Below are 21,893 nucleotides of genomic sequence, written 5' to 3'. Positions count from 1 at the left end.
CTTGTCTCAAACACTTAGAAAACTTTGCTAGAAAGGAATCACCATGAAGATTATCGGTTATGCACGTACAACTATCAATGATGTCGATTTGACGGCTCAAATGCAAAAACTCTCTGATTTTGGTTGTCACGAAATTTTTCACGAAACGTATGGTCAAAAAGACAGTTTATCTGACGCCATTTGTTTAGAAAAAGTCATCGAAAAAATGGAGCAAGGCGATACATTAGTGATTTGCCAGCTTCATCATCTAGGAAAATCGACAAGACAACTAACAGAATTCACGAAATTATTTAAAGACCGTGGGTTACATCTAGTCAGCATCACAGAAAAAATCGATACTCGCGAACCTATGGGGACGGTCTACTTCCAATTAATGGAAGGATTAGCTGAGATGGAGTGTGCATTGATCAAAGAACGCACGCTGATCGGATTAGATGAAGCACGCAAAAAAGGAAAAATCGGCGGACGACCAAAAATCGATGCCAAAACAATCAAAAAAATTCGTCGGCTCTACTATGAAAAGAAAGAAACGATCCAATTTATTTCTTCAAAATGTGGGGTTTCAGTCGGTACTTGCTACAAATATATCAACCTACCTGAAAAAGAGCTTCAGCAATTATTCAATTAATTAGCAAGTATAAACCCGTTGATTTCAATAATTGATCGAAAGAACCCACACTTAACAAACAGAAATTATTTTACTTAATAGATAAAAAGGTTGTCAAACAAGTTTTTTGAGTGAAAGCTCTGTAATAACGCTTGTTTACAGCCTTTTTTTAGTTCGTCTGTGGTCTTTTAAACAAACAGCTTTCATTTTACAATGGAAATCTTATGAAAAACATTGTACAATAAGGCAGAACTGAAATTTTCAGAAATAACACTTATTTTAAAGGAGAGTTAAACATGCCAAAATTAGTTTTTTCTCGTCACGGTCTTAGCGAATGGAATGCATTGAACCAATTTACTGGTTGGGCAGATGTAAACCTAGCACCAGAAGGAATCGAAGAAGCAAAAGAAGGCGGACGTAAAATCAAAGAAGCTGGAATCGAATTTGATGTTGCTTATACTTCTGTATTAACTCGTGCCATCAAAACTTGTAACTTGATTTTAGAATACTCAGATCAACTTTGGGTACCACAAATCAAATCATGGCGCTTGAACGAACGTCATTATGGTAAATTACAAGGATTAAATAAAAAAGAAACAGCAGAAAAATACGGTGACGAACAAGTTCACATCTGGCGTCGTTCATATGACACTCTTCCTCCATTAATGGAAGCAACTGATGAAGGTTCAGCAGCAAACGATCGTCGTTATGCAATGTTAGACAAACGCGACGTACCTGGTGGAGAAAACTTGAAAGTTACTTTAGAACGCGCATTGCCATTCTGGCAAGACGAAATTGCACCAGCTTTGTTAGACAACAAAACTGTCTTAGTTGCTGCACATGGTAACTCTTTACGTGCATTAGCAAAACACATCGAAGGAATCTCTGATGAAGACATCATGGATCTTGAAATCCCAACAGGTCAACCACTTGTTTATGAATTAAACGACGACTTGACTGTCATCAAAAAATACTACTTATAATAGATAATCTATTATAAGTATGACAGCCCCCCTCACCTCCTATTATTGTAAGAGATGAAGGGGCTGTTTTTTTTAGATATTGGATAGATGGCAGTCTTAGCTATCTAATGCGAGTGACATCAATTTACATAATAACTAATGATTATAATAGTAAGTACTGTTTGAATAAATTAAGAGGGAAGGCGTAGCATGGAGAGAAAAAAGAACGTTTAGTTTATTCCCTGTCATACCAATTGCGCATGAACAATGGACAAATTCTGAGCAACTCCTTTTTCAAAAGCTATGATCTTAGGAACGATTTTAATAGTGGTAGTTTATCTCTTCGCACCATACAACTATTACTATTATAAGATAAAGCGTGGCAAGGAGACAAAATATAGTAGACTCCAATTAGTTCTGTATACCTTATTCGTTATGTAAGACATTTTACTAACAGTCCAGCCTAGCTATTCTTTCTAGGTTGGGCTTTTTATTGAGCAATAGATAGCGAGAGAACAAATAGATTATATAAGCTATGTAACATCATGGCAGGTAATATATTGTTGGTTTTCACGTATAGATAGGTTGTAGCTAAAGTCAAAAATAGAACTTGAACCATTGCTAATAGATTTCCGCCATATGTAAAGCTATGCCCATAGAAAAAGAATCCTGTTGAAACCAGCCCATACACTAATTTTAACCAATTAGAATCAGTTATACTCAAAAATAGGTAACGGTAAACTAATTCTTCTCTTATTGGGGCAATCACTATGACAGAAAATAACAACACCATCATTTTGTGGCCTTCTCATCTTTCTCCTTTAATTTATTCACTTACTATGTAAGAATATTCCACTTTTTTCCACTGACAGTTATGATCGCTAATGTTTGTACTTTGTAGTTTATATCTAGACAGCATCACAATACTGCTTCCATTTCAATGCCCTTTAACCTAATGTCCATTGAAGAATCAGCCAGACAATCGTTCATATGTGGAGTGAACAGCTTTTGTAGAAGATTATTTACCTCTCATTCTTGTATCCTATTTCTAAGAGGAAGTTTTCATTTGTATGAGCTATCACCACAACTCTCCATCTTTTCTTATGTTACTAATAAATGAAATTTAGATAAAAATCAACCTTATAACTCTTTTTATTTTATCATTTTTTTCTAATAATCAACGTTATCGAGAAAAAAGCGTTTACACAGTCGCTATTTTCTCGGTTATGATTAATTTGTAAGATACAAAGAGATGATCGTATTTGAATCTTACATAGAAAATACAAAATAAAAAAATATATATAGTGAGGAGATACAAGATGATTACAAACAATTTCAAGAAAATGATGGCAGCAGGAATGGTAGTTTTAAGTCTAGGAGGGCCAGTTTCGACATTCGCAACAAGTCTATCAACAACTGACATCGTTAGTACAAGCAAACAGGCCATTGAGCAACAATTATATATCCATAATGGTGACTTTAATGACGGGTTTGATCGTTGGATCGTTAGTGATCCAGATTCAAATAATCCCACACTTCAAACAGTTAATGGTAATAACTTTGCATTAGCAACAAATGGTGAAAACGTTCATCAGTATGTCACTCTAAAACCAAATACAACGTATACATTCAGTTATGATGTTGCAGCAAGCGAATCAGCACCAGGACGTGTTGAATTAGGGATCATGAATCATGGTATCGGTTTCGATGTATTAGAGCGCGTTGAACATAATAATGAGGACTGGGAACGTGGCAAACTTACCTTTACGACTCCAGACGCTGAAAATACATACCTTGTGCGCTTCGCCTCTACATGGACTGGTTGGGCGAAATATGACAATATCCAAGTGGAAACAGGCGTAACAGAAACAAGCTTGTTATCTGTAGGGAGAGAAGGCCATCTGGCATTTGCCTACTTAACTTTAGATGAGGACCGTTTCAACAGCCGAGAAAGACTAGTCGTAACTGTTGATGGAAGATATCTTTTTGAGACACATAATGGAATCAATTACTATTCCTCTAGAAGATTCATTGATGGCAACATCCAAATACGACAAACCATTGCTGGTACTGCAGGTCAAGTCATCCAAGTTCATAGAGTACCTGGACACCCAGGACAACATTTACCAGGACGAGTATTGTTAGAATCATATACTATTGGAGCAGATTTGTTTTAATCATAAATGACCATAAATCATACCATATTACGTGAGCAAATAAATGATTAAGGTATTCATCTAGACGAAGCCACCAACAGGATATGACTCATTTGTCACATCCTGTTGGTGCCTAGTTCGGAACAGAAAGAGCGTAACTCGCTTCTTTCTGTTCTTTTTTATTTGGTTAAGATTGTGCCATTCGTCTGCAACGGAAGGAATGTCGATTCACATTTTAGACATTCAAATGGTTGACTTTAGAAGGACTCTCGAAGTAACTGAGACAACGGTTGCCATTGATTTCAGGTTATGTGAGACAGTTTCTGCGAAAAAATGTGACTGCCAATTTTCTATTAATAGAAGTTTAGGCAGTCACACTTTCTTGCTGTTTAATTATTACTTTATCCTTGAATCGCCGTTTCCAATCCTACTTCAATCATGTCATTGAATGTTGTCTGACGTTCGCTGGCAGTTGTTTCTTCACCGGTGATCAGATGGTCACTGACCGTCATGATCGCTAGTGTTTGCACGTGGTATTTTGCACCTAGATAATACAACGCAGCAGCTTCCATTTCCACGCCCATCACACCAAGTTCTGCTAACTTGAATGTTTCTGTCAAATCGTCTTTGTAGAAAGAATCTTCTGATAGTACATTGCCGACGTGTGTAGTAAAACCCTTTTCTTTCGCTACTTCGTATGCTTTTAACAACAAGTCAAAATCACAGATTGGTGGAAAGTGGAAGGCGTTGAAATCCTTCTCAATCATGGAAGAACTAGTCGCAGCTCCTTGTGCTAACACCAAGTCGCGAACGTGTACGTCTTTTGACAAGGCACCGCACGTGCCAACACGAATCAATTTTTTTACGTCATAGGAATTGACCAACTCATGCGCATAGATCATCGCTGAAGGCATACCCATTCCTGTTCCTTGAACAGAGACTCTTTCGCCTTTATACGTTCCAGTATAACCAAGCATACCGCGTACTTGGTTATAGCAAACGGGATTCTCTAAAAAAGTTTCTGCAATATACTTCGCTCTTAGTGGATCGCCAGGAAGTAAAATCTTGTCTGCGATCTCTCCTGGTTTTGCTTCAATATGAACACTCATTTCCAGACCTCTCAATCAATTTTTTATAGTAAAGAAAGTGTTTCTTTGATCAATGATTTAAATGTTTGTTTGACTCTCTCAGTTGTTTCAACGACTTCTTCGTGATTCAAGTTTGCTTGCATACCAGCAGCCAAGTTGGTGATACAAGAAATTCCTAAGACCTTCAACCCGCTATGAGCTGCAACAATGACTTCTGGTACAGTCGACATGCCCACTGCATCTGCTCCCATCACGCGAGACATACGAATCTCAGCGGGTGTTTCATAAGTTGGACCAGAATAGCCCATATACACGCCTTCTTTTAATTCTACGTCTAATGATGTCGCTGCTGCTTTTGCCATTTCACGATACGCTTTTGTGTAAGCTTCACTCATATCAGGGAAACGAGGACCCATTTCTTCATCATTAGGTCCAATCAATGGATTTTGACCTGTAAAGTTGATATGATCCGTGATCAGCATCAAATCACCTGGTGCAAATGATTCATTCACGCCACCACACGCATTGGTCACAACAACTGAATGCGCGCCTAACGAAGCCATCACTCGTACAGGATAAGTGACTGTTTGCATCGAATGACCTTCATAAAAATGGAAACGTCCTTGCATCGCCAATACTTTTTTGCCTGAAAGCGTTCCGTAAACAAGTTGACCTGCATGTCCAACGACTGTCGAAGTTGGAAAGAACGGAATCTTATCATAAGGAATCACGATTGCTTCTTCAATCTCCTCTGCTAATTCACCTAAACCTGAACCTAAGATCATGCCAAAATCGATCGTTCCGACACCTTTGCTTTTGATAAACGCAGTCGTCTCTTGTAACTTCTCATTTAATTTCATTGTTTTTCTCCTATATATAAAATTTTGATTATTCTATCTTACATAATAAAGCCAATGATGATTCATTGATGGATGATGCACGTCGTTATTTCAATAGTTTTAAAAAGCTTTCGCCATTTTCAGTTGCTGCTACGTCAAAGTTTTCGGCAATCGTTGCAGAGATATCCGCATAATAACCTTGTGGTAAACTACCTTGCCCACTCATTTGTTTACTATAAGCAAGTAGTGGCACATATTCGCGAGTATGGTCGGTACCAGTGAAAGTTGGATCATTCCCATGGTCAGCGGTGATCAATAATAGATCATCATCAGCCATTGCATCTAATAATTCTGGAATACGCAAATCAAAATCTTCAATGGCACGCGCATAACCAACCACATCGCGACGATGACCGTATAACGCATCAAAATCGACTAAGTTTGTAAAACTCAACCCAGTGAAGTCTTGTTTCATGACATTCAATAATTGATCCACACCGTCCATATTGCTTTTCGTACGAACAGAATCGGTGATGCCTTGACCATTGAAAATATCATTGATCTTACCGACTGCAATAACATCTTTGCCGGCTTCTTTCAATGAGTCTAAAACCGTATGTCCAAATGGATCTAATGCGTAATCGTGACGGTTGCTTGTTCGCGTAAAGTTACCTGGCTCACCAAGATATGGACGGGCAATGATCCGACCGATCATATAAGGATCATCTTTTGTAATTTCACGAACATATTCGCAAATCCGATAAAGTTCTTCTAAAGGAATAATTTCCTCATGTGCAGCAATTTGTAACACTGGATCAGCTGACGTATAAACGATCAAGTCGCCGGTTTTCATTTGATGTTCACCAAAGTCGTCAATGACTGCTGTTCCGCTATAAGGTTCGTTACAAACAATTTTACGTCCAGAGAAGTCTTCGATTTTCTTCAATAATTCATCAGGGAAGCCGTTTGGAAAAACACGAAATGGTGTTTTGATATTCAAGCCCATGATTTCCCAATGTCCTGTCATTGTATCTTTGCCGACAGAAACTTCTTCCAATTTTGTCGCATACCCTTGATGATCTTGCACTGCTTCGACCCCTTCTAAAGGACGAATCGTTCCTAATCCAAGTTGCTCCAAATTCGGTATCGTCAACCCAGCTTCTTTAGCAATATGACCTAATGTATCCGAACCTTTATCTCCGAATTTTTCAGCATCAGGTGCTTCTCCGATTCCGACTGAATCCATGACGATCAAATGTACGCGTTTAAACATGAGTATTCCTTCTTTCTATTTATTTTCTTTATAAAGTAAAAAGGGCGAGCCGAAAAAAACTTCCCGTAACCCGCCCTTTTTAATCACTAAACGATTATTTGGATTTTATATAATTCTTACCGTTGGCTTTTGGTCCAGATGCTTTACCTAAGAACGCCACTAAAACGATAATTGTTAATAGATAAGGCGCAATCTGTAGTAAAACTGGTGGAATTGAAGAAATAACTGGTAATTGCGCGCCGATGATACTCAAACTTTGTGCAAAACCAAAGAATAAGGATGCACCCATCGCACCTAGTGGATTCCACTTACCAAAAATCATTGCAGCCATTGAGATGAACCCTTGACCGACAATCGTTCCTGCTGAAAAGTTCCCAGAGATCGATTGAGCAAAAACAGCTCCACCCATTCCTCCAAGAAGACCAGAAATCAAGACACCTGAATAGCGCATCGCATATACATTGATCCCTAGTGTATCTGCAGCTTGAGGATTTTCCCCAACAGAACGTAAACGTAAACCAAATTTAGTTTTGAAGATGACGAACCATGCGATAACAGCAATTAAAATCGCACAATACGCTGGTAAAAATGTATTTCTAAAGAAAATTTGACCAATCACTGGAATCTCAGATAATCCAGGAAATGAAAAGTAACCTAAGTTTTGTGAGATATTGTCTGTTTGTCCTTTACCATACCATGCTTTGATCAAAAATACACCTAAAGCAGGTGCCATCAAATTGATGACCGTTCCGCTGATGATATGGTCTGCGCGCAAGCTGATCGTTGCGACTGCATGGATCAAGGAAAAGAGAACACCAACCACGCCACCGACTAAAATAGCAATCCAAGGAGTCATTGAGCCTAATGTGTCACTCATCGTCAAGTTGAAGACGACCGCACTAAACGCCCCCATCACCATGATGCCTTCTAACCCAACGTTGACGATCCCGCTTCGTTCAGAAAACGTTCCGCCTAAGGAGGTTAAAATCAACGGTGTTGAATAAACAAGTGTTGATGTAAGGATCAAGGAAATCAGTTCTACTGTTGACATTACAGCTCTCCTCCTTCTTGATTTTGATGATTTGGTTTCGTTTCAATCGTTGCGACGATTTCCTCTTGTTTTTTCCCTTGGAAGAATTTCGCCATAAGGAAACGAATCAAGAAGTTGATCCCCACGAAGAAGATGATCAAGGCAATCGATACATTGACGATTTCAAACGGTACCCCAGCACCGGTCTGCATCCCTAATCCACCGATTTTTAGGACACTGAATAATAGCGCAGATAACAAAATCCCAATGGCAGAACCAGAACCTAATAATGACACGGCCATACCGTCAAACCCGATGGATAATGAAGTTGTTTGAACGAAGAAGTTTTGGTATGTTCCTAGTCCTTCGACCACACCACCTAGTCCAGCTAATCCACCAGAAATAACCATGGATAAGACAATTGTTCGTTTACTACTCATTCCCGCATATTCAGAGGCGTATGGATTCAATCCAACAGAACGGATCTCAAAGCCTAAGGTTGTTTTCTTCATAACGATCCATACAACCACTAACGCAATCAGTGCCAAGAAGAGTCCGCCATTCACACGAGAGCCTCCAAACATCTGCGTTAGCCAAGGAATACGTAAGGAAGCATTCTCACTGATCATATTTGAAGAGTCTAAACTTGAACGATAAGATTCAGGCATTATTTCATGAAGTGTATACGTACTTAAATAGAGCAAAATATAATTCATCATGATTGTTACGATAACTTCACTTGTTCCAAAGAACGCACGTAACAATCCTGGAATAGCTGCGGCCATTGCCCCAGCAAGTGCACCTAAAATCACGCACATTGGCAAGAGAATGATTTTTGGTAGATCTGGAAAAGCTAATGCGGTCCAAATGCTTATGATCCAACCACAAAGTGCTTGTCCAGAAAGCCCGATATTAAAGAATCCGGCTGAATTTGCAACAGAAAAACCTAAGGCTGTAAAAATCAAAGGTGTTGCTTGTCTTAATGTTTCACCGATACTTCGTTGTGAACCTAACGAAGCATTCAACATGGAAGAATATCCTTGGATTGGATGGTAACCAAAGGCAACCATCAAAATAGCACCTAGAATCAACCCTAAAATAACCGAAAATATAGGCACTAGCAGATTACGGAACCTTTCGCTACGATCATTCATGTGTGTCACCAACCTTTTCTAACTCTCTACGTGCTTCTTCTAAAGTATAACCCGCCATCAATAGACCTAGCTCGTTTTCAGATGTTTCTTTTGGATCAACGATCCCCACGATTTTTCCTTGATGGATTACCGCAATACGATCGGACACATTTAAAATTTCTTCTAATTCAAAACTAACCAATAAAACTGCTTTGAACTTATCACGTTGCTCAATCAAACGTTTATGGATAAACTCGATCGCACCAACATCTAATCCACGTGTTGGATTCGCAACGATCAGTAGATCAGGGTCACGATCGATCTCACGTGCAATGATGGCTTTTTGTTGGTTCCCACCAGATAAAGCTTTCGCTGGAACTAATTCGTTCGTTGTCCGCACATCATACTCATCGATTAAATCTCTCGCATGTTCATTCATCACACCATAATTCAACAGACCATTTTTACTATACGGTTTTTGATAGTAGGTTTGCATGGCAATATTTTCAGATAAAGTCATATCAAGGACCAAGCCATATTTATGTCGATCTTCTGGCACATGTCCTAGCCCAGATTCAGTGATTTTACGTGGTTTTTTATTCGTGATCTCTTCGTCTTTCAAACGAATCGTTCCACTTTCTACTCTACGTAAACCAGTTAACGCTTGGATCAACTCCGATTGTCCATTTCCATCGATTCCAGCAATACCTAAGACTTCACCTGCTCGGACTTCCAGACTCAAATCTTTCACTGCTTCTAATCCGCGGTTTTCTTTAACTACAAGATTTTCAACAGAAAGCACCACTTCTTGTGGACGTGCTTCTTTTTTCATTGTTTTGAATGAGACGGTTCTTCCGACCATCATATCGGCTAACTGTTGCGAAGAAACATCTTTCACATTGACCGTTCCGATTCCTTGACCACGGCGAATGACCGTACAACGATCGGCAACTGCTTTGATCTCATCTAATTTATGTGTGATCAAAATGATCGACTTTCCTTCTTTGACTAACTCTTTCATGATCACGATCAATTCATCGATTTCTTGCGGCGTCAGTACGGCTGTTGGCTCATCAAAGATCAAGACATCTGCCCCACGATAGAGTGTTTTTAAAATCTCCACACGTTGTTCCATACCGACAGAAATATCACGAACGTACGCATCCGGATTCACTGCTAAGCCGTATTGCTCAGATAATCGTTTGATTTCTTCACGGGCTTTCTTGCGGTTCAAGATACCGCCTGTACTTGGCTCACTACCTAGTACGATATTTTCTGTTACTGTGAATGCATCGACTAACATAAAGTGTTGATGCACCATTCCGATCCCTAATTGATTGGCTTTCGTCGGGCTCGTGATGTTTACTTCTTTGCCGTGCATCAAAATCTCACCTGATGTTGGCTCTAAAAGACCGGATAAAACATTCATTAACGTTGATTTACCTGCACCATTTTCACCAAGCAAGGCATGGATTTCTCCTGCTTTCACTTGAAGGTTGATGTTGTCATTTGCTTTGAAAGTACCGAATTGTTTCGTGATATTTCGCATTTCGATGACAATATTTTCTTGATCCACATTTTTCACATCCTAACAATTTATATCCAGACGACATTGTTTAAAAAATAAAAGGGACGATGACGATCGTTCACAAAACGTCGCTCATCGAGTAACCAAAATCCAAGGAGCTAAGCTACTTGTTACAAGTTGTTCCCTTATCCAAATCGGGGTACCTAGCAACTTGCATAAAAAAACAACATTAAGTAGATAACTAAACGATAGCCCTGTTAAACAATTGTCCAACAAGGCTATAGAAATGGTATTTATTAGCTTTCAGGAGTTTCAGGAACTTCGATATCACCTGAAATGATTTTTTCTTTTGCTTCATCTACTGCTTTTTTCGCTTCATCAGAAAGTTGGCCTTCAGTGATACCGACACCATCTTCTTTCAAACCATAAACAGTGTGTTCGCCACCAGGGAAGTTACCGTCTGCTGATTGTTGAGCTAAATCTTTTACAACTGTTCCTACACCTTTAAGTGTTGATGTCAATGTGAAGTTTTTGTCTTCACCATTCAATGTGTAGTTTCCTTCGTCAGATTGGTCACGGTCAACACCGATTACCCAAACTGTTTTGTCGCCTGATTCATTTAATGATTTTGCTTCTTGGAAGACACCGTTACCTGTACCACCTGAAGCATGGAAAATGATGTCAGCATTTTGTGCGTACATACCTTGTGCGATTGAACGTCCTTTATCTGGAGCTGAGAAATCACCTGCATATTGGTTCAATACTTCGATTTCTTTGTTCAACGCTTCAGCACCTGCTTTAACTCCGGCATTAAAACCAGCTTCAAAACGGTCGATTACTTCACCTTTAACACCACCGATAAATCCAACCACATTTGTTTCAGTTGTGTAAGCTGCTGCAACTCCAGCAAGATAAGAAGCTTCGTTATCTTTGAATGTTGCTGAAACGACGTTGTCTTTTCCTTCGATCACATCATCAATGATTGCAAAGTTTGTTTCAGGGTTACTTGTTGCTTGTTCTTCGATTGCAGGTTTCAATTTAAACCCAATCCCAAAAATTGTTTTGAAGCCAGCGTTTAACGCTTGATCGATATTTGGGATATAGTCTGATTCATTGGCAGATTGGAAATATTGGAAGCCATCGTTTCCACGTGACAAGCCTTGCTCTTTACCCCAATCTTCTAACCCTTCCCAAGCTGACTGGTTGAATGAACGGTCGTCGACGCCACCTGTATCTGTAATCAATGCTGCAGTTGCTGTTCCTGATGCACTGTTTCCACCGGTTGAATCAGTAGAATCTGAACCGCCGTTACCGCATGCGCTTAAAAGTAAGCCTGCTGATAGTGCGATAGCACCTAAACCAAATAATTTTGCTTTTTTCATTTCTGTAAAGCCCCCTAAAAGTAGTTGTTTTTTCAACAGTCAGCTGACTGAATTGAACATAATTTATAAATCTTTTTCTGAAAATGCGTAAGGTAATAACTCTCTTACCGTCATCGTTTTCGCCACACCATTGTCGCCAACCAACGTGACTGGCATCTCTGGGTCACAAAATTCTGCCATTACTTGGCGACAAGCACCACATGGAGAAATCGGCTCAGGTGTATGACCTGCAACGACTAGATGTGTAAAGTCCATTTCTTTTTCAGATACTGCTTTAAAAAACGCAGTACGTTCTGCGCAATTCGTTAAGCCAAATGACGCATTTTCGATATTCAATCCTTGATAGGTTTTCCCAGATGCTGTCACTAAACAAGCACCTACTGGAAATTTGGAATAAGGCACATACGCTTTATCCAAAGCGTCGATAGCGATAGCGATCCATTCTTGTTTGATTTCTGACATCTTTTTCTCCTTAGAATATTAATAGCCTTCGCCAGTTGAACCGGACATGATTGACACACCAGCACTTGTACCGATTCGTGTTGCACCGGCTTCGATCATCGCAATGGCTTCTGCTTCATTGTGGATACCTCCTGAAGCTTTGACGCCCATTTCTGGACCAACCGTTTCACGCATCAAGCGGATATCTTCCACTTTCGCGCCACCTGTTGAGAACCCAGTAGATGTTTTCACAAAATCAGCTCCTGCAGCTTTCGCTAATTCGCAAGCTTTGATGATTTCCGCCTGTTCTAACAAGGCTGTTTCAATAATTACTTTAACTAACGCACGATCTTTTGCAGCTTCGACTACGGCTTCGATATCTTTTTTCACGACATCGTCTTGTTCAGATTTCAAGGCACCGATATTGATGACCATATCCACTTCATCTGCGCCATTTTCGATCGCATTCGTTGTTTCAAATGCCTTTGTTTCGGCTGTATTTGCTCCTAATGGGAAACCAATAACGGTACAAACAGCGACTGGCTCACCTTGTAATTCCTCTTTCGCCAAGGCAACCCATGTTGGATTGATACATACTGAATAGAAATGATGTTTTTTTGCTTCCTCAATAATGCGCATCACATCTGCTTTTGTTGCATCTGCTTTTAGAATTGTGTGGTCGATCATTCGATTTAATTCCATGTCTCTTCTCCTTTTACTCTGTAATGATGTCATGAATCAAGATAGGCTTCTCCGCCGTATCACCGATTTCAATATTTTTATATAACAAGTCGATCACTGGCGAAATGTCTTCTTCATTACTATAGATCGTCAATAGCGATTCGCCAGCTTCTACTTTATCACCGATTTTCTTATTCAATCGTAAACCAACAGCATGATCGATCGAATCTTCTTTCGTTTTACGTCCTGCACCAAGCATCATTGCTGCGATCCCTAATTCGTTCGCAACGATTTTTGTCACGACACCTGTTGTCTTCGCTGGCAGTTCATAAATGTAACGAGCAGTTAACAACCGCGCAGGTTCATCGACAACTGTTGGGTCGCCCCCTTGGTTCTGGATCATTTCTTTGAATTTAGCTAAAGCTTTTCCTGATTCAAGGGCTTCTTTCAGCATTTCACGCGCTTCTTCGATCGATGCCGCTTTTTCGGCTAAAACGACCATTTGACTACCTAAAGCATAGCACATTTCCACTAAATCTTCCGGTCCGTTCCCCTGAAGTGTCTCAATAGCTTCAACGACTTCTAAGCTGTTGCCGATTGCTTCGCCCAACGGTTCAGACATATCAGAAATCACTGCTACTGTTTGGCGACCGGCTAATTTGCCGATCCGCGTCATGGTCTTCGCCAAGCGTCTTGCATCTTCGATATTTTTCATGAAGGCACCGTCACCCGTCGTCACATCTAGCACGATCGCATCCGCTCCTGCGGCGATTTTCTTACTCATGATCGAACTAGCAATCAATGGGATCGAGTTGACCGTTGCCGTCACATCACGCAAGGCATACAATTTTTTATCTGCTGGAGCGAGATTGCCCGATTGGCCGATCACCGCTACTTTACTTTCGTTCACGGTGCGGATGAATTCTTCATCTGATAGTTCGATCCGAAATCCAGGAATAGCCTCTAACTTATCTAATGTACCACCTGTGTAACCAAGACCACGCCCTGACATTTTTGCCACAGTTGCGCCTACACTTGCTACTAAAGGTGCTAAAATCAAGGTGGTTGTATCCCCTACCCCTCCGGTAGAATGCTTGTCGACTTTGATCCCATCTAAGGAACTCAAATCGATCACATCGCCAGAATGAGCGATTGCCAACGTTAGATCAGTGATTTCTTCATCGGTCATATCCTGATAGAAGATAGCCATCAATAATGCGCTGATTTGGTAATCAGGAATGTTATCATTTGTGTAGTTCGTGACAATGTACGCAATCTCTTCCTTTGATAATTGGTGTCCATCTCTCTTTTTTTCGATCAAATCGACCATCCGCATGCCGTAATCCTCCTCGTTCTTCATTCGGTATTATACAGGAATTTCGAAAAAGGTAAACCACTTTAGTAAACCGGTTTACTATTTTCCCGCAATGTATCTTACCAGCTTTGTAAACACTTACATAAGCAATATAACGCCCTACTAGACCTTTGTCAATGTTTTTACGCTCTCACGAATAATTAATTTTGTTTCAAAGACTTTGTTCGGAACTTTTCTTTGTGGAAATTCAATCGTGTCAATCAAAAAGCGAGCTGCATAAAAACCAATATCGAAACTCGGTTGTTTGACCGTTGTCAACTTAGGGATCATATACTCAGACAATTTTAATCCATCAAAGCCGATGACCGAAATATCCTCTGGAATACGCTTGCCCATTTCATCGATTGCTTGGTAACAACCAATCGCCATGGCATCATTGCCACAAAACACCGCCGTCACATCTTTGTGCCGTAACAAGCGTTTACTTGCTTCGTACCCTCCTTGAACAGTCAGATCTCCTTCTTCTACAAACTTACCGTTGAACGCTAATCCATGATCTTTTAAGGCATGACGATAACCATTGAATCGCTCTTCTAACTGATAATAGCCAGTTGTCTCTTTTAGCATACCAATTTTAGTATGACCATTTTTGATCAATAACGAGACAGCTTGATAAGCGCCTTCATATTCCTTCACGATCAAGCGACCGTTATCCCGACGATTCAACCCACGATCGATCAGGATGATCGGCATGTTGTTATAAAAACCACTATCAAGGGCATACTCTTGAGGCAATACATTCGGCGTCGCTAACAATAAACCATCCACGGATCGATGAGAAAGCTCCCTTAAATACTTCAGTTCATTGTCTTGACTATGTCTGGAGTTACAAAGAATGATGACATATCCTAAGGGATTTAAATAACTTTCAACCCCTTCGATCACTTTGGAAAAGAAGAAATCCGTCACATCTGGCACGATCATGCCAATCGTTTTTGAGTGACGATTGATCACATTGGAAGCAAAATAATCTGGCTTGTAATGATGTTCATTTACGATCGACAACACTTTTTTTCGTGTCTTTTCACTAAAACGGCTGCCTTTATTATTTAAAATCTGTGACACAGTCGTCACTGAAACACCCGCCATCTCAGCAATATCTCGAATTGTCAGTTTCACTTTTGTTCCCCCTTTATATATGTAAATTCCCTAACAGTGTACCAAATGGTTTTCGAAATGGATAGAGGGAAAAAAGGCTTGGTCAAAAGTAAATGCGTCTCAGATAAATATTTGCCAGCTAAATTTTATAAACAACGATTTATTTTTCGAAGTTCGCTCTCACTTTCCCCAGTCCAACTTTATTTACCCACCTCCACTGGCTATATAGGTGCGGAACACACCTCCTTTTAACTAAATGATCTATACAATAAAACACCAATTGAACTCAACATTTCTGAGCTAATTGGTGTTTTGACATCCACTTCTCCTCAATCAGTCAAAGAACAACCGATAACTATCAGTTTATTTGATGCAGTATCAGAAATTGTCCAAAAGAAAGTACCCATCCATTCCCTACCCGCAGAAAAATAATTCGACCAATTATCATTCCACTTGTATATCGTTAACGCAGTTTTATCAGGAAATAATACATCATTCCAAAAAATAAAATCTGCTTCATCTCCAATATTAGAATACATAGAACAAAGAAATGTTTGGGCGTAACCAGAAACATAGTTGTTTTTATCTGCTTTTTCAACTGAAAAGAAAGCATCTACCTCTATCTGTTTCCCATACATTAACTCCGGATTCACTGCATATATCAATTTAATCGGACTACATATGATAGGTAAATCATCAAAGTAACGTACATCTGTATAGAGAATTCCTGGAACACCTCTTTCATCATTCTTCACTTTGATGAATTCGAGGGCAGCTTTACGATGACTGGGCCATCCACGATAATCTGTTTCTTCAAAAAATACATAATCGAGTCCAAGCCTAGCTCTTGGAAATTTTTTTGAACAAAGCTTCTTTTCAAACTGAAACGTCTCTTCTTTTAAGAATTTCATTCTGTCCTCCTCATTCAATTCAATGTAGATGCCCCGCATACCGTAAATCTTTTTCTTGTTGGATCATAAATCGTCCACAGATACGCTCCTTTTCCGGAATGTTTTCCATAAGCAAAATAATCTGACCACGTGTTGTTCCATTGATAAATGACTAACGTTTCTTTCCTAGGAAACAAGTAATCATTTAGTTCAATAAAATCTTTTTTACTTCCTTTATAGAAAAAAGGGATTTTAAAAAAAGCGTAGGCATAATCTGAAAGATACTGCCCTTTCAAGTCACTATATGTAGAAAAAAAAGCGTCGAATGAAATTCGTTCTGCTTCCATTACACTTGGGTTTATGGAATAGGATGCTGTTATATTGACTGGGAAATCAAGTTTATCTGTATACTCAATTCGATCATGCCCTCGTCTCTGATTGATGAACGTAACAAATGCTAGGGCTGCTTTTCTATGGCTTTCGTATCCTTGATCATTCTTTTCTTGGAAAAATACATAGTTGATTGCTAAATCTTTCATCCAAATGTTTTTTTCAACCATGGTCAATACAAATCGATTCGTCTCCTTATCCAATAATTTCATATGGTTCCTCCTCTACTAGTGGTATGTAAATAACAGTTATACGTTTTTGTTGTGGATCGTATACTGTGAATAAGCGGTTTCCTTTATGCCTTCTACCCATACGAAAAAATGTCGACCAATCATCATTCCATTCTTTAATAACTAAACGCTCTTGCTCTGGAAATAATTCTTTATTTAAACGATAAAAATCCTTCTCTGCACTAGAATGATCTTCCCTACCATAAAGAAAAGCATGGGTATAATGTCCATAATCAGCAAAAAAATCGCTATAGCTAAGATTAGATCCTCGCATCAACGCAGGATTGACTAAAATCGGGTACTGCTCTAGGTGATCAAACGATAAAAGTTCGCTAAAAATGATATTCTCTATTGAGCTGCTGTCTTTTTTGTTGAAATGATGATCCTTATTATTTAAAAATTGCAAAATTGCTTGTTTATGGCTCTGTTCCTCTTGATAGTCTGTTGTACGAAAAAAAGCATGATCCAAATATAGTATTTTGTACTTCCCCATTCTATTGCTCCATTTATATATAAGTTTCTCCATTTCTTCTTTGTTAAAAAACTCCATCCTCTTTCCTCCTCCGCTACTTCTTAAATAACTTCTCGCTGTAACTCTCAACAAATGGTTAACATAAAATATTTTATTTCCTGTCTAGTTCTCCTATCTGTTTATGCTATATCGATAACCATACACCTGCTTCCAACAGAACTATCCAACGTTATTTAAAACAAAATAAAAATTGCTTGTATATCTATTAAATCAATTTTATTTTAAAACAACAAAAAATCAGAAACAAGTTATTTTATTTCCAATTTTTTTATTTTTCGTTTCTTGTCTTTTGCAATTTTCACTTTATTTATTCTGCCGTTTATCCTACCTATCCAGTTCCCCTCTTCATATGTGAACAAACAAAAACAGTCAAAGAAATCTTACTTATTTCTTCGACTGCTTCGTTATTTTCATTCGATTATGTTCAATCTTCTTTTACACTTCGGATAATATAATAGCCTTTATCTTTGATCACGATTTCTGCATTCCCAAATGTTTCTTGCATTTTCTTTTGTGCGCTAGGTGCACCTTGTTTTTTCTGAATGACGATCGTTAAAGTACCGCCCGTACGTAAACGAGGATACGCACCCGTCAAGATTTCATGTACGACTTTTTTGCCTGCACGGATTGGCGGATTGCTGACGATCGCAGCGTAGTCTGTTTCTGGCACCTCTTCATAAATGTTTGACTGGTGAATCGCTACATTTTTGATTTGATTTCGCTTCGCATTTCCTTGGGCTAAATCAACCGCTCTGGCGTTGATGTCTACCATTTCAACAAAACGCTCACTCGCATAGGCAAGAGAAAGCCCAATCGGACCATAGCCACAGCCAACATCCAAAATTTTGCCTTCTGGTAACTGTGCCCATTCAAAGGCATCGATCAATACACGTGAGCCATAATCGACTGTTTCACGTGAAAACACGCCGGAGTCCGTCACGAACTGAAAGGTTTTCCCTCTTAGCTCAAATGACCATTCGTCAAACTCATGAGCAGTCTCTGGGTGTTCGGAATAATAATGATTCGTCATAGTTTCCATCCTTCTTATCTGTTAGTTGTTCATAGTCTAACGTGTTCTATGAGAAGGTGCAAGTGAAACTGTATGTCTTCGGTTTTCTTTTACCGAATGAAGCTATTTAATGCAATATAGAAGGAAAAATCGCATTCCTTAGAATTTCTCTATTTACCCTTTTTCGGTATTTGCGTAATCTGTTTCGTGAAAGTAGGAACAGGGTGAATAGGACGAGCATAACCCTTGATATTATCGCCTTTATGATGACAAACCGCGAGATGATCACTTGATTAAAAGAATGAGTATTATTGACTCTTACTTCCGCTGACCTTTATGATGTGATTGAAAAAATAATCATATTAGGTGAGGTTACTCTGAAGAACATAGGTTATCGCTCGGAAATGTCGAGAGACAGTAACGAGTAAAGCAGGGATTGTCGAATTAAGGCTTTACCAAGATAACTAGAACTTGTTTCTTACGTCTCAGAAAGCCAAAGCTCAATTAACGTGATTACAATTGCGCACTACAATTGCAAATTACACTTTCCAATGGTTATTTGAGTACGCCGCCCTTTATGTATTAAGGAGGCTTTTTTATGTTGTCAGCAAAAATCGCACCACCAAAATAACGATGACAAACCGCTTTAGGTAAAAATGTCAGACTCGACATTCCCTTTCTGTTTTCGGCGATTTCGATTTCCTTGCCTAGTTGAGATTTGCTTCATCCCGTGCAACAAATCAATGACTGCCTTTCCATCAAAAATTTATGAATTACCAACTTATATCCAATTCCATCAGCAACCGATCAATTGTAAGGATTCATTTGTTATTCAATTATATAGTGATTTATTTCACAAAATATTAAGGATTGTTTAATCTCTACGTGCACTTCAAGATAACTGTTGTTTTCTTAAGAGGCCCATGAGACAGTTATGAGGAGAATAGAATGATAAAGGAGGCATAGCTGTATGTCGATCGAAAAATTAGAATATTTCTATATGATTGCCCGTTTCAATAGTCTCTCACAAGCTTCAAAAGAGCTCCATGTTAGTATTTCTTCGTTAAGTAGTTCGTTAAAAAGTTTAGAACAAGAAATCGGGACAGATCTGTTTGAGCGTCACGGGAAAAAGATCATATTGAGTACCCATGGAAAGGCGATCCTTCCTTCCGTAGAATTGATTTTGGCGGAAGCGAAGAAATTGAATATCTCATTAAATGAATCAGTAGACTATCCTTCTTTGCGTGTCGGCACAAGCGATGCTTCGTTTATCTTTGAAGCAAACAAATATCCAAGCCGGCATCAAAACTTTACGATCGACTACCGTTATATTCCTTCATTGGATCTGCTAAATAAACTAAGTCAGAAAGAAATCGACTTTGCCATTACTTCTGCTACCTTAGATCACCCCAAATTCATTCAAACAAGGTTAGCCACTTTGGAACTTAAAGTTGCAATCAGTAGCTATTTTGTAAAACCAGATGGGATATTATCCGCGGAAGTACTAGAAGAGTTACCTTTTATCTTTTTACTCGACCATGTCGAACATCAAGTGATTACGAAAAAAGTAGTCAAACAGCTGACCAATGAACCAAAATATGTCGTCTGTCCAGATAGTTTAGGAGCAACGAAAATGATTACAGAAGGAAAAGGAATGCTATTAGCCAATACCTTTGCGCAAGAACTTTTAGCTATTGAACCTGTTTGTTTTGTCTCTCTGCCAACATTTCCAACCATTCATTTTTATCTTTATAAAAACAGTGAATCAGAAAACTTTTACTTCTATCCAGAGGTTGAAAAAGAAATCCAAGCGATTTTCAATCAAACATGTCACACTACACAAATGATGGGCGCTGCTGATACTGGCACCTATTACTTACCAAAACGATAAATACTGAAATCAAAATAAAACAAGTATTTCAATGTCGTAAATGAACATTGATAAGAGATCATAGAGAGATTTATCTTCGAAAAGTAAGGCGGCATCCACTGAATTTGTTCTTCAATTTTTGGTGGGTGTCGTTTTATTTCCCAGAATGTTACTTCTATTCCTACTATTTCAGCTAACTTTGAGTTAAACTGTTACTTTTTTCTTATACAATCCTCTATTCTCTTCGCCTCTTTTCAGTTATCAAAAAAGAAAGAACGCCTATTCTTCCATCCTTTGATATGAGAAAAAACCATTTAGTTTCTCGCCTAAGTGGTAGGGTTTGACACGCATTTATGTTAAAATAGGTCCATTGATGGGAGAATCCAGGAGGCTATGTATGAATGATCCAATGAATTATTACCGTGTGGCAAGAGAAGAGTGGCGCGAATTTTACCGAAATGGTCAAGCTCCATTGACACAAGATGAACTAGATAGTATAAAAAGTTTGAATGACCGTATTTCCATGCAAGATGTTCGCGACATTTATGTACCACTTGCGCACTTGATTTTTCTGCATATGAAAGAGTTTGAATCCCTCTCTCTGAGCAAAGGGTTATTCCTTCATAAATACACTCAAGTCCCACCGTTTATTATCGGGATTGCCGGAAGTGTCGCAGTCGGTAAAAGCACCACCGCGCGCTTATTGCAAATGATTTTGTCTCGGACATTCAAACGAAGAAATGTCCAGCTGATCACCACAGATGGTTTTTTATATCCGAATAAAGTCTTAAAAGAACGTGGTATCATGGACCGGAAAGGATTTCCGGAAAGCTATGACATGGAAAGGTTGATCGATTTTCTTAATCAAGTGAAATCCGGTCAAGAAACAACCAAAGTTCCAGTCTACTCTCACGATGTCTATGATATTATTCCCGATGAATATGAACTGATCCAACAACCGGACATTTTGATCGTCGAAGGAATCAACACGCTTCAACTACCAGCTAATCAACAAATTTACGTCAGTGACTTTTTTGATTTCTCTGTCTACGTTGATGCAGATTCTGAATTGATCGAAAAATGGTATTTGGATCGCTTTGGCGCGTTACTTGATACAGCTTTTCAACATCCACAAAACTATTACTACCAATTTGCCATTGGTAATCGTGAAGATGCGTTTAAAATGGCAAGAGATGTATGGAAAAATGTGAATTTGAAGAATTTAAACGAATATATCTTGCCTACTCGTGGAAGAGCCGATATAATTCTCCATAAAACTGAAAATCATATTATCGATTCGATTTTCATGCGAAAATATTAGCATTTTAAAATAGTTCAACTATTTTGAGATAAATTTTAAAGGGATAGGGGTAATAAAT

General features: G+C 38.9%; 21 protein-coding genes and 1 riboswitch. Of the genes, 5 read left to right on the top strand and 16 right to left on the bottom strand.

What is annotated here, in order from left to right; all coding sequences use genetic code 11:
* The first annotated feature begins 43 nt into the window (after positions 1–43).
* The gene (locus I2F89_RS05850; protein ID WP_019723066.1) at positions 44–628 is read left to right on the top strand and encodes a recombinase family protein; all 585 of its coding nucleotides are present in this window, start codon (positions 44–46) and stop codon (positions 626–628) included.
* A gap of 275 nt (positions 629–903) precedes the next feature.
* Positions 904–1,590, top strand: coding sequence for a 2,3-diphosphoglycerate-dependent phosphoglycerate mutase (locus tag I2F89_RS05845; protein ID WP_010734478.1), 687 nt, complete (start codon positions 904–906; stop codon positions 1,588–1,590).
* 469 nt (positions 1,591–2,059) lie between these two features.
* Here the strand turns inward: I2F89_RS05845 and I2F89_RS05840 are convergent, their stop codons facing one another.
* Complete coding sequence (locus tag I2F89_RS05840; protein ID WP_195513770.1) at positions 2,060–2,365, bottom strand: CPBP family intramembrane glutamic endopeptidase; 306 nt, start codon at positions 2,363–2,365, stop codon at positions 2,060–2,062.
* A 523-nt stretch (positions 2,366–2,888) separates the two neighbouring features.
* Here I2F89_RS05840 and I2F89_RS05835 point away from each other — a divergent pair.
* The gene (locus tag I2F89_RS05835) at positions 2,889–3,746 is read left to right on the top strand and encodes a carbohydrate binding domain-containing protein (protein ID WP_195513768.1); all 858 of its coding nucleotides are present in this window, start codon (positions 2,889–2,891) and stop codon (positions 3,744–3,746) included.
* 380 nt (positions 3,747–4,126) lie between these two features.
* Here the strand turns inward: I2F89_RS05835 and deoD are convergent, their stop codons facing one another.
* The 15 genes from deoD to I2F89_RS05760 all read right to left on the bottom strand — a co-directional run bounded on the left by deoD (position 4,127) and on the right by I2F89_RS05760 (position 18,665).
* A complete protein-coding gene (gene deoD / locus I2F89_RS05830) occupies positions 4,127–4,834 on the bottom strand; it encodes a purine-nucleoside phosphorylase (protein ID WP_019723069.1) in 708 nt (235 codons plus the stop codon).
* 23 nt (positions 4,835–4,857) lie between these two features.
* Entirely contained in the window at positions 4,858–5,673 is an 816-nt protein-coding gene (locus I2F89_RS05825) for a purine-nucleoside phosphorylase (protein WP_195513766.1), read from the bottom strand.
* Between the two features lie 85 nt (positions 5,674–5,758).
* Positions 5,759–6,925 (bottom strand): phosphopentomutase, encoded by a 1,167-nt coding sequence (gene deoB, locus I2F89_RS05820; RefSeq protein ID WP_071867738.1) that lies wholly within the window; start codon positions 6,923–6,925, stop codon positions 5,759–5,761.
* 94 nt (positions 6,926–7,019) lie between these two features.
* Complete coding sequence (locus I2F89_RS05815) at positions 7,020–7,976, bottom strand: ABC transporter permease (protein ID WP_010734484.1); 957 nt, start codon at positions 7,974–7,976, stop codon at positions 7,020–7,022.
* On the bottom strand, positions 7,976–9,109 hold the full coding sequence (locus I2F89_RS05810; protein WP_071867739.1) for an ABC transporter permease: 1,134 nt from the start codon (positions 9,107–9,109) through the stop codon (positions 7,976–7,978). The genes I2F89_RS05815 and I2F89_RS05810 overlap by 1 nt, the downstream gene beginning before the upstream one ends.
* Positions 9,102–10,664, bottom strand: a complete 1,563-nt coding sequence (locus tag I2F89_RS05805) for an ABC transporter ATP-binding protein (RefSeq protein ID WP_071867740.1) — start codon at positions 10,662–10,664, stop codon at positions 9,102–9,104. The genes I2F89_RS05810 and I2F89_RS05805 overlap by 8 nt, the downstream gene beginning before the upstream one ends.
* Before the next feature lie 248 nt (positions 10,665–10,912).
* Positions 10,913–11,998: a BMP family lipoprotein gene (locus tag I2F89_RS05800; RefSeq protein WP_071867741.1), complete on the bottom strand. Its 1,086-nt coding sequence runs from the start codon at positions 11,996–11,998 to the stop codon at positions 10,913–10,915.
* Between the two features lie 63 nt (positions 11,999–12,061).
* Complete coding sequence (locus I2F89_RS05795; RefSeq protein WP_074799972.1) at positions 12,062–12,460, bottom strand: cytidine deaminase; 399 nt, start codon at positions 12,458–12,460, stop codon at positions 12,062–12,064.
* Positions 12,461–12,478: 18 nt separating this feature from the next.
* Positions 12,479–13,141, bottom strand: a complete 663-nt coding sequence (deoC, locus tag I2F89_RS05790; protein WP_115357086.1) for a deoxyribose-phosphate aldolase — start codon at positions 13,139–13,141, stop codon at positions 12,479–12,481.
* 13 nt (positions 13,142–13,154) lie between these two features.
* Positions 13,155–14,456, bottom strand: a complete 1,302-nt coding sequence (locus I2F89_RS05785) for a pyrimidine-nucleoside phosphorylase (RefSeq protein ID WP_195513764.1) — start codon at positions 14,454–14,456, stop codon at positions 13,155–13,157.
* A gap of 141 nt (positions 14,457–14,597) precedes the next feature.
* Positions 14,598–15,614, bottom strand: coding sequence for a LacI family DNA-binding transcriptional regulator (locus I2F89_RS05780; RefSeq protein ID WP_071867745.1), 1,017 nt, complete (start codon positions 15,612–15,614; stop codon positions 14,598–14,600).
* A 308-nt stretch (positions 15,615–15,922) separates the two neighbouring features.
* Positions 15,923–16,504, bottom strand: a complete 582-nt coding sequence (locus I2F89_RS05775; protein ID WP_161642265.1) for a hypothetical protein — start codon at positions 16,502–16,504, stop codon at positions 15,923–15,925.
* Positions 16,505–16,518: 14 nt separating this feature from the next.
* Positions 16,519–17,085 carry a hypothetical protein gene (locus tag I2F89_RS05770; protein WP_108144368.1) on the bottom strand — a complete coding sequence of 189 codons (567 nt, stop codon included), beginning with the start codon at positions 17,083–17,085 and terminating at the stop codon, positions 16,519–16,521.
* A complete protein-coding gene (locus tag I2F89_RS05765; RefSeq protein ID WP_104872642.1) occupies positions 17,069–17,653 on the bottom strand; it encodes a hypothetical protein in 585 nt (194 codons plus the stop codon). Before I2F89_RS05765 ends, I2F89_RS05770 begins: the two co-directional genes overlap by 17 nt.
* A 406-nt stretch (positions 17,654–18,059) precedes the next feature.
* The gene (locus I2F89_RS05760; protein WP_195274006.1) at positions 18,060–18,665 is read right to left on the bottom strand and encodes a class I SAM-dependent methyltransferase; all 606 of its coding nucleotides are present in this window, start codon (positions 18,663–18,665) and stop codon (positions 18,060–18,062) included.
* Positions 18,666–18,995: 330 nt separating this feature from the next.
* A riboswitch (M-box (ykoK) riboswitch) is annotated at positions 18,996–19,163 on the top strand.
* A 451-nt stretch (positions 19,164–19,614) separates the two neighbouring features.
* Between I2F89_RS05760 and I2F89_RS05755 the strand changes: the two genes are divergently transcribed.
* Positions 19,615–20,535, top strand: a complete 921-nt coding sequence (locus I2F89_RS05755; protein WP_195513762.1) for a LysR family transcriptional regulator — start codon at positions 19,615–19,617, stop codon at positions 20,533–20,535.
* A 376-nt stretch (positions 20,536–20,911) separates the two neighbouring features.
* Entirely contained in the window at positions 20,912–21,835 is a 924-nt protein-coding gene (coaA, locus tag I2F89_RS05750) for a type I pantothenate kinase (protein ID WP_019723173.1), read from the top strand.
* The last annotated feature ends 58 nt before the right edge of the window (positions 21,836–21,893 follow it).

Origin of the sequence: Enterococcus sp. 1001283B150225_161107_E12, assembly GCF_015556925.1 — a bacterium.
Lineage (GTDB): Bacteria > Bacillota > Bacilli > Lactobacillales > Enterococcaceae > Enterococcus_B > Enterococcus_B mundtii.
This window is presented reverse-complemented; position numbering and strand designations above follow the sequence as displayed.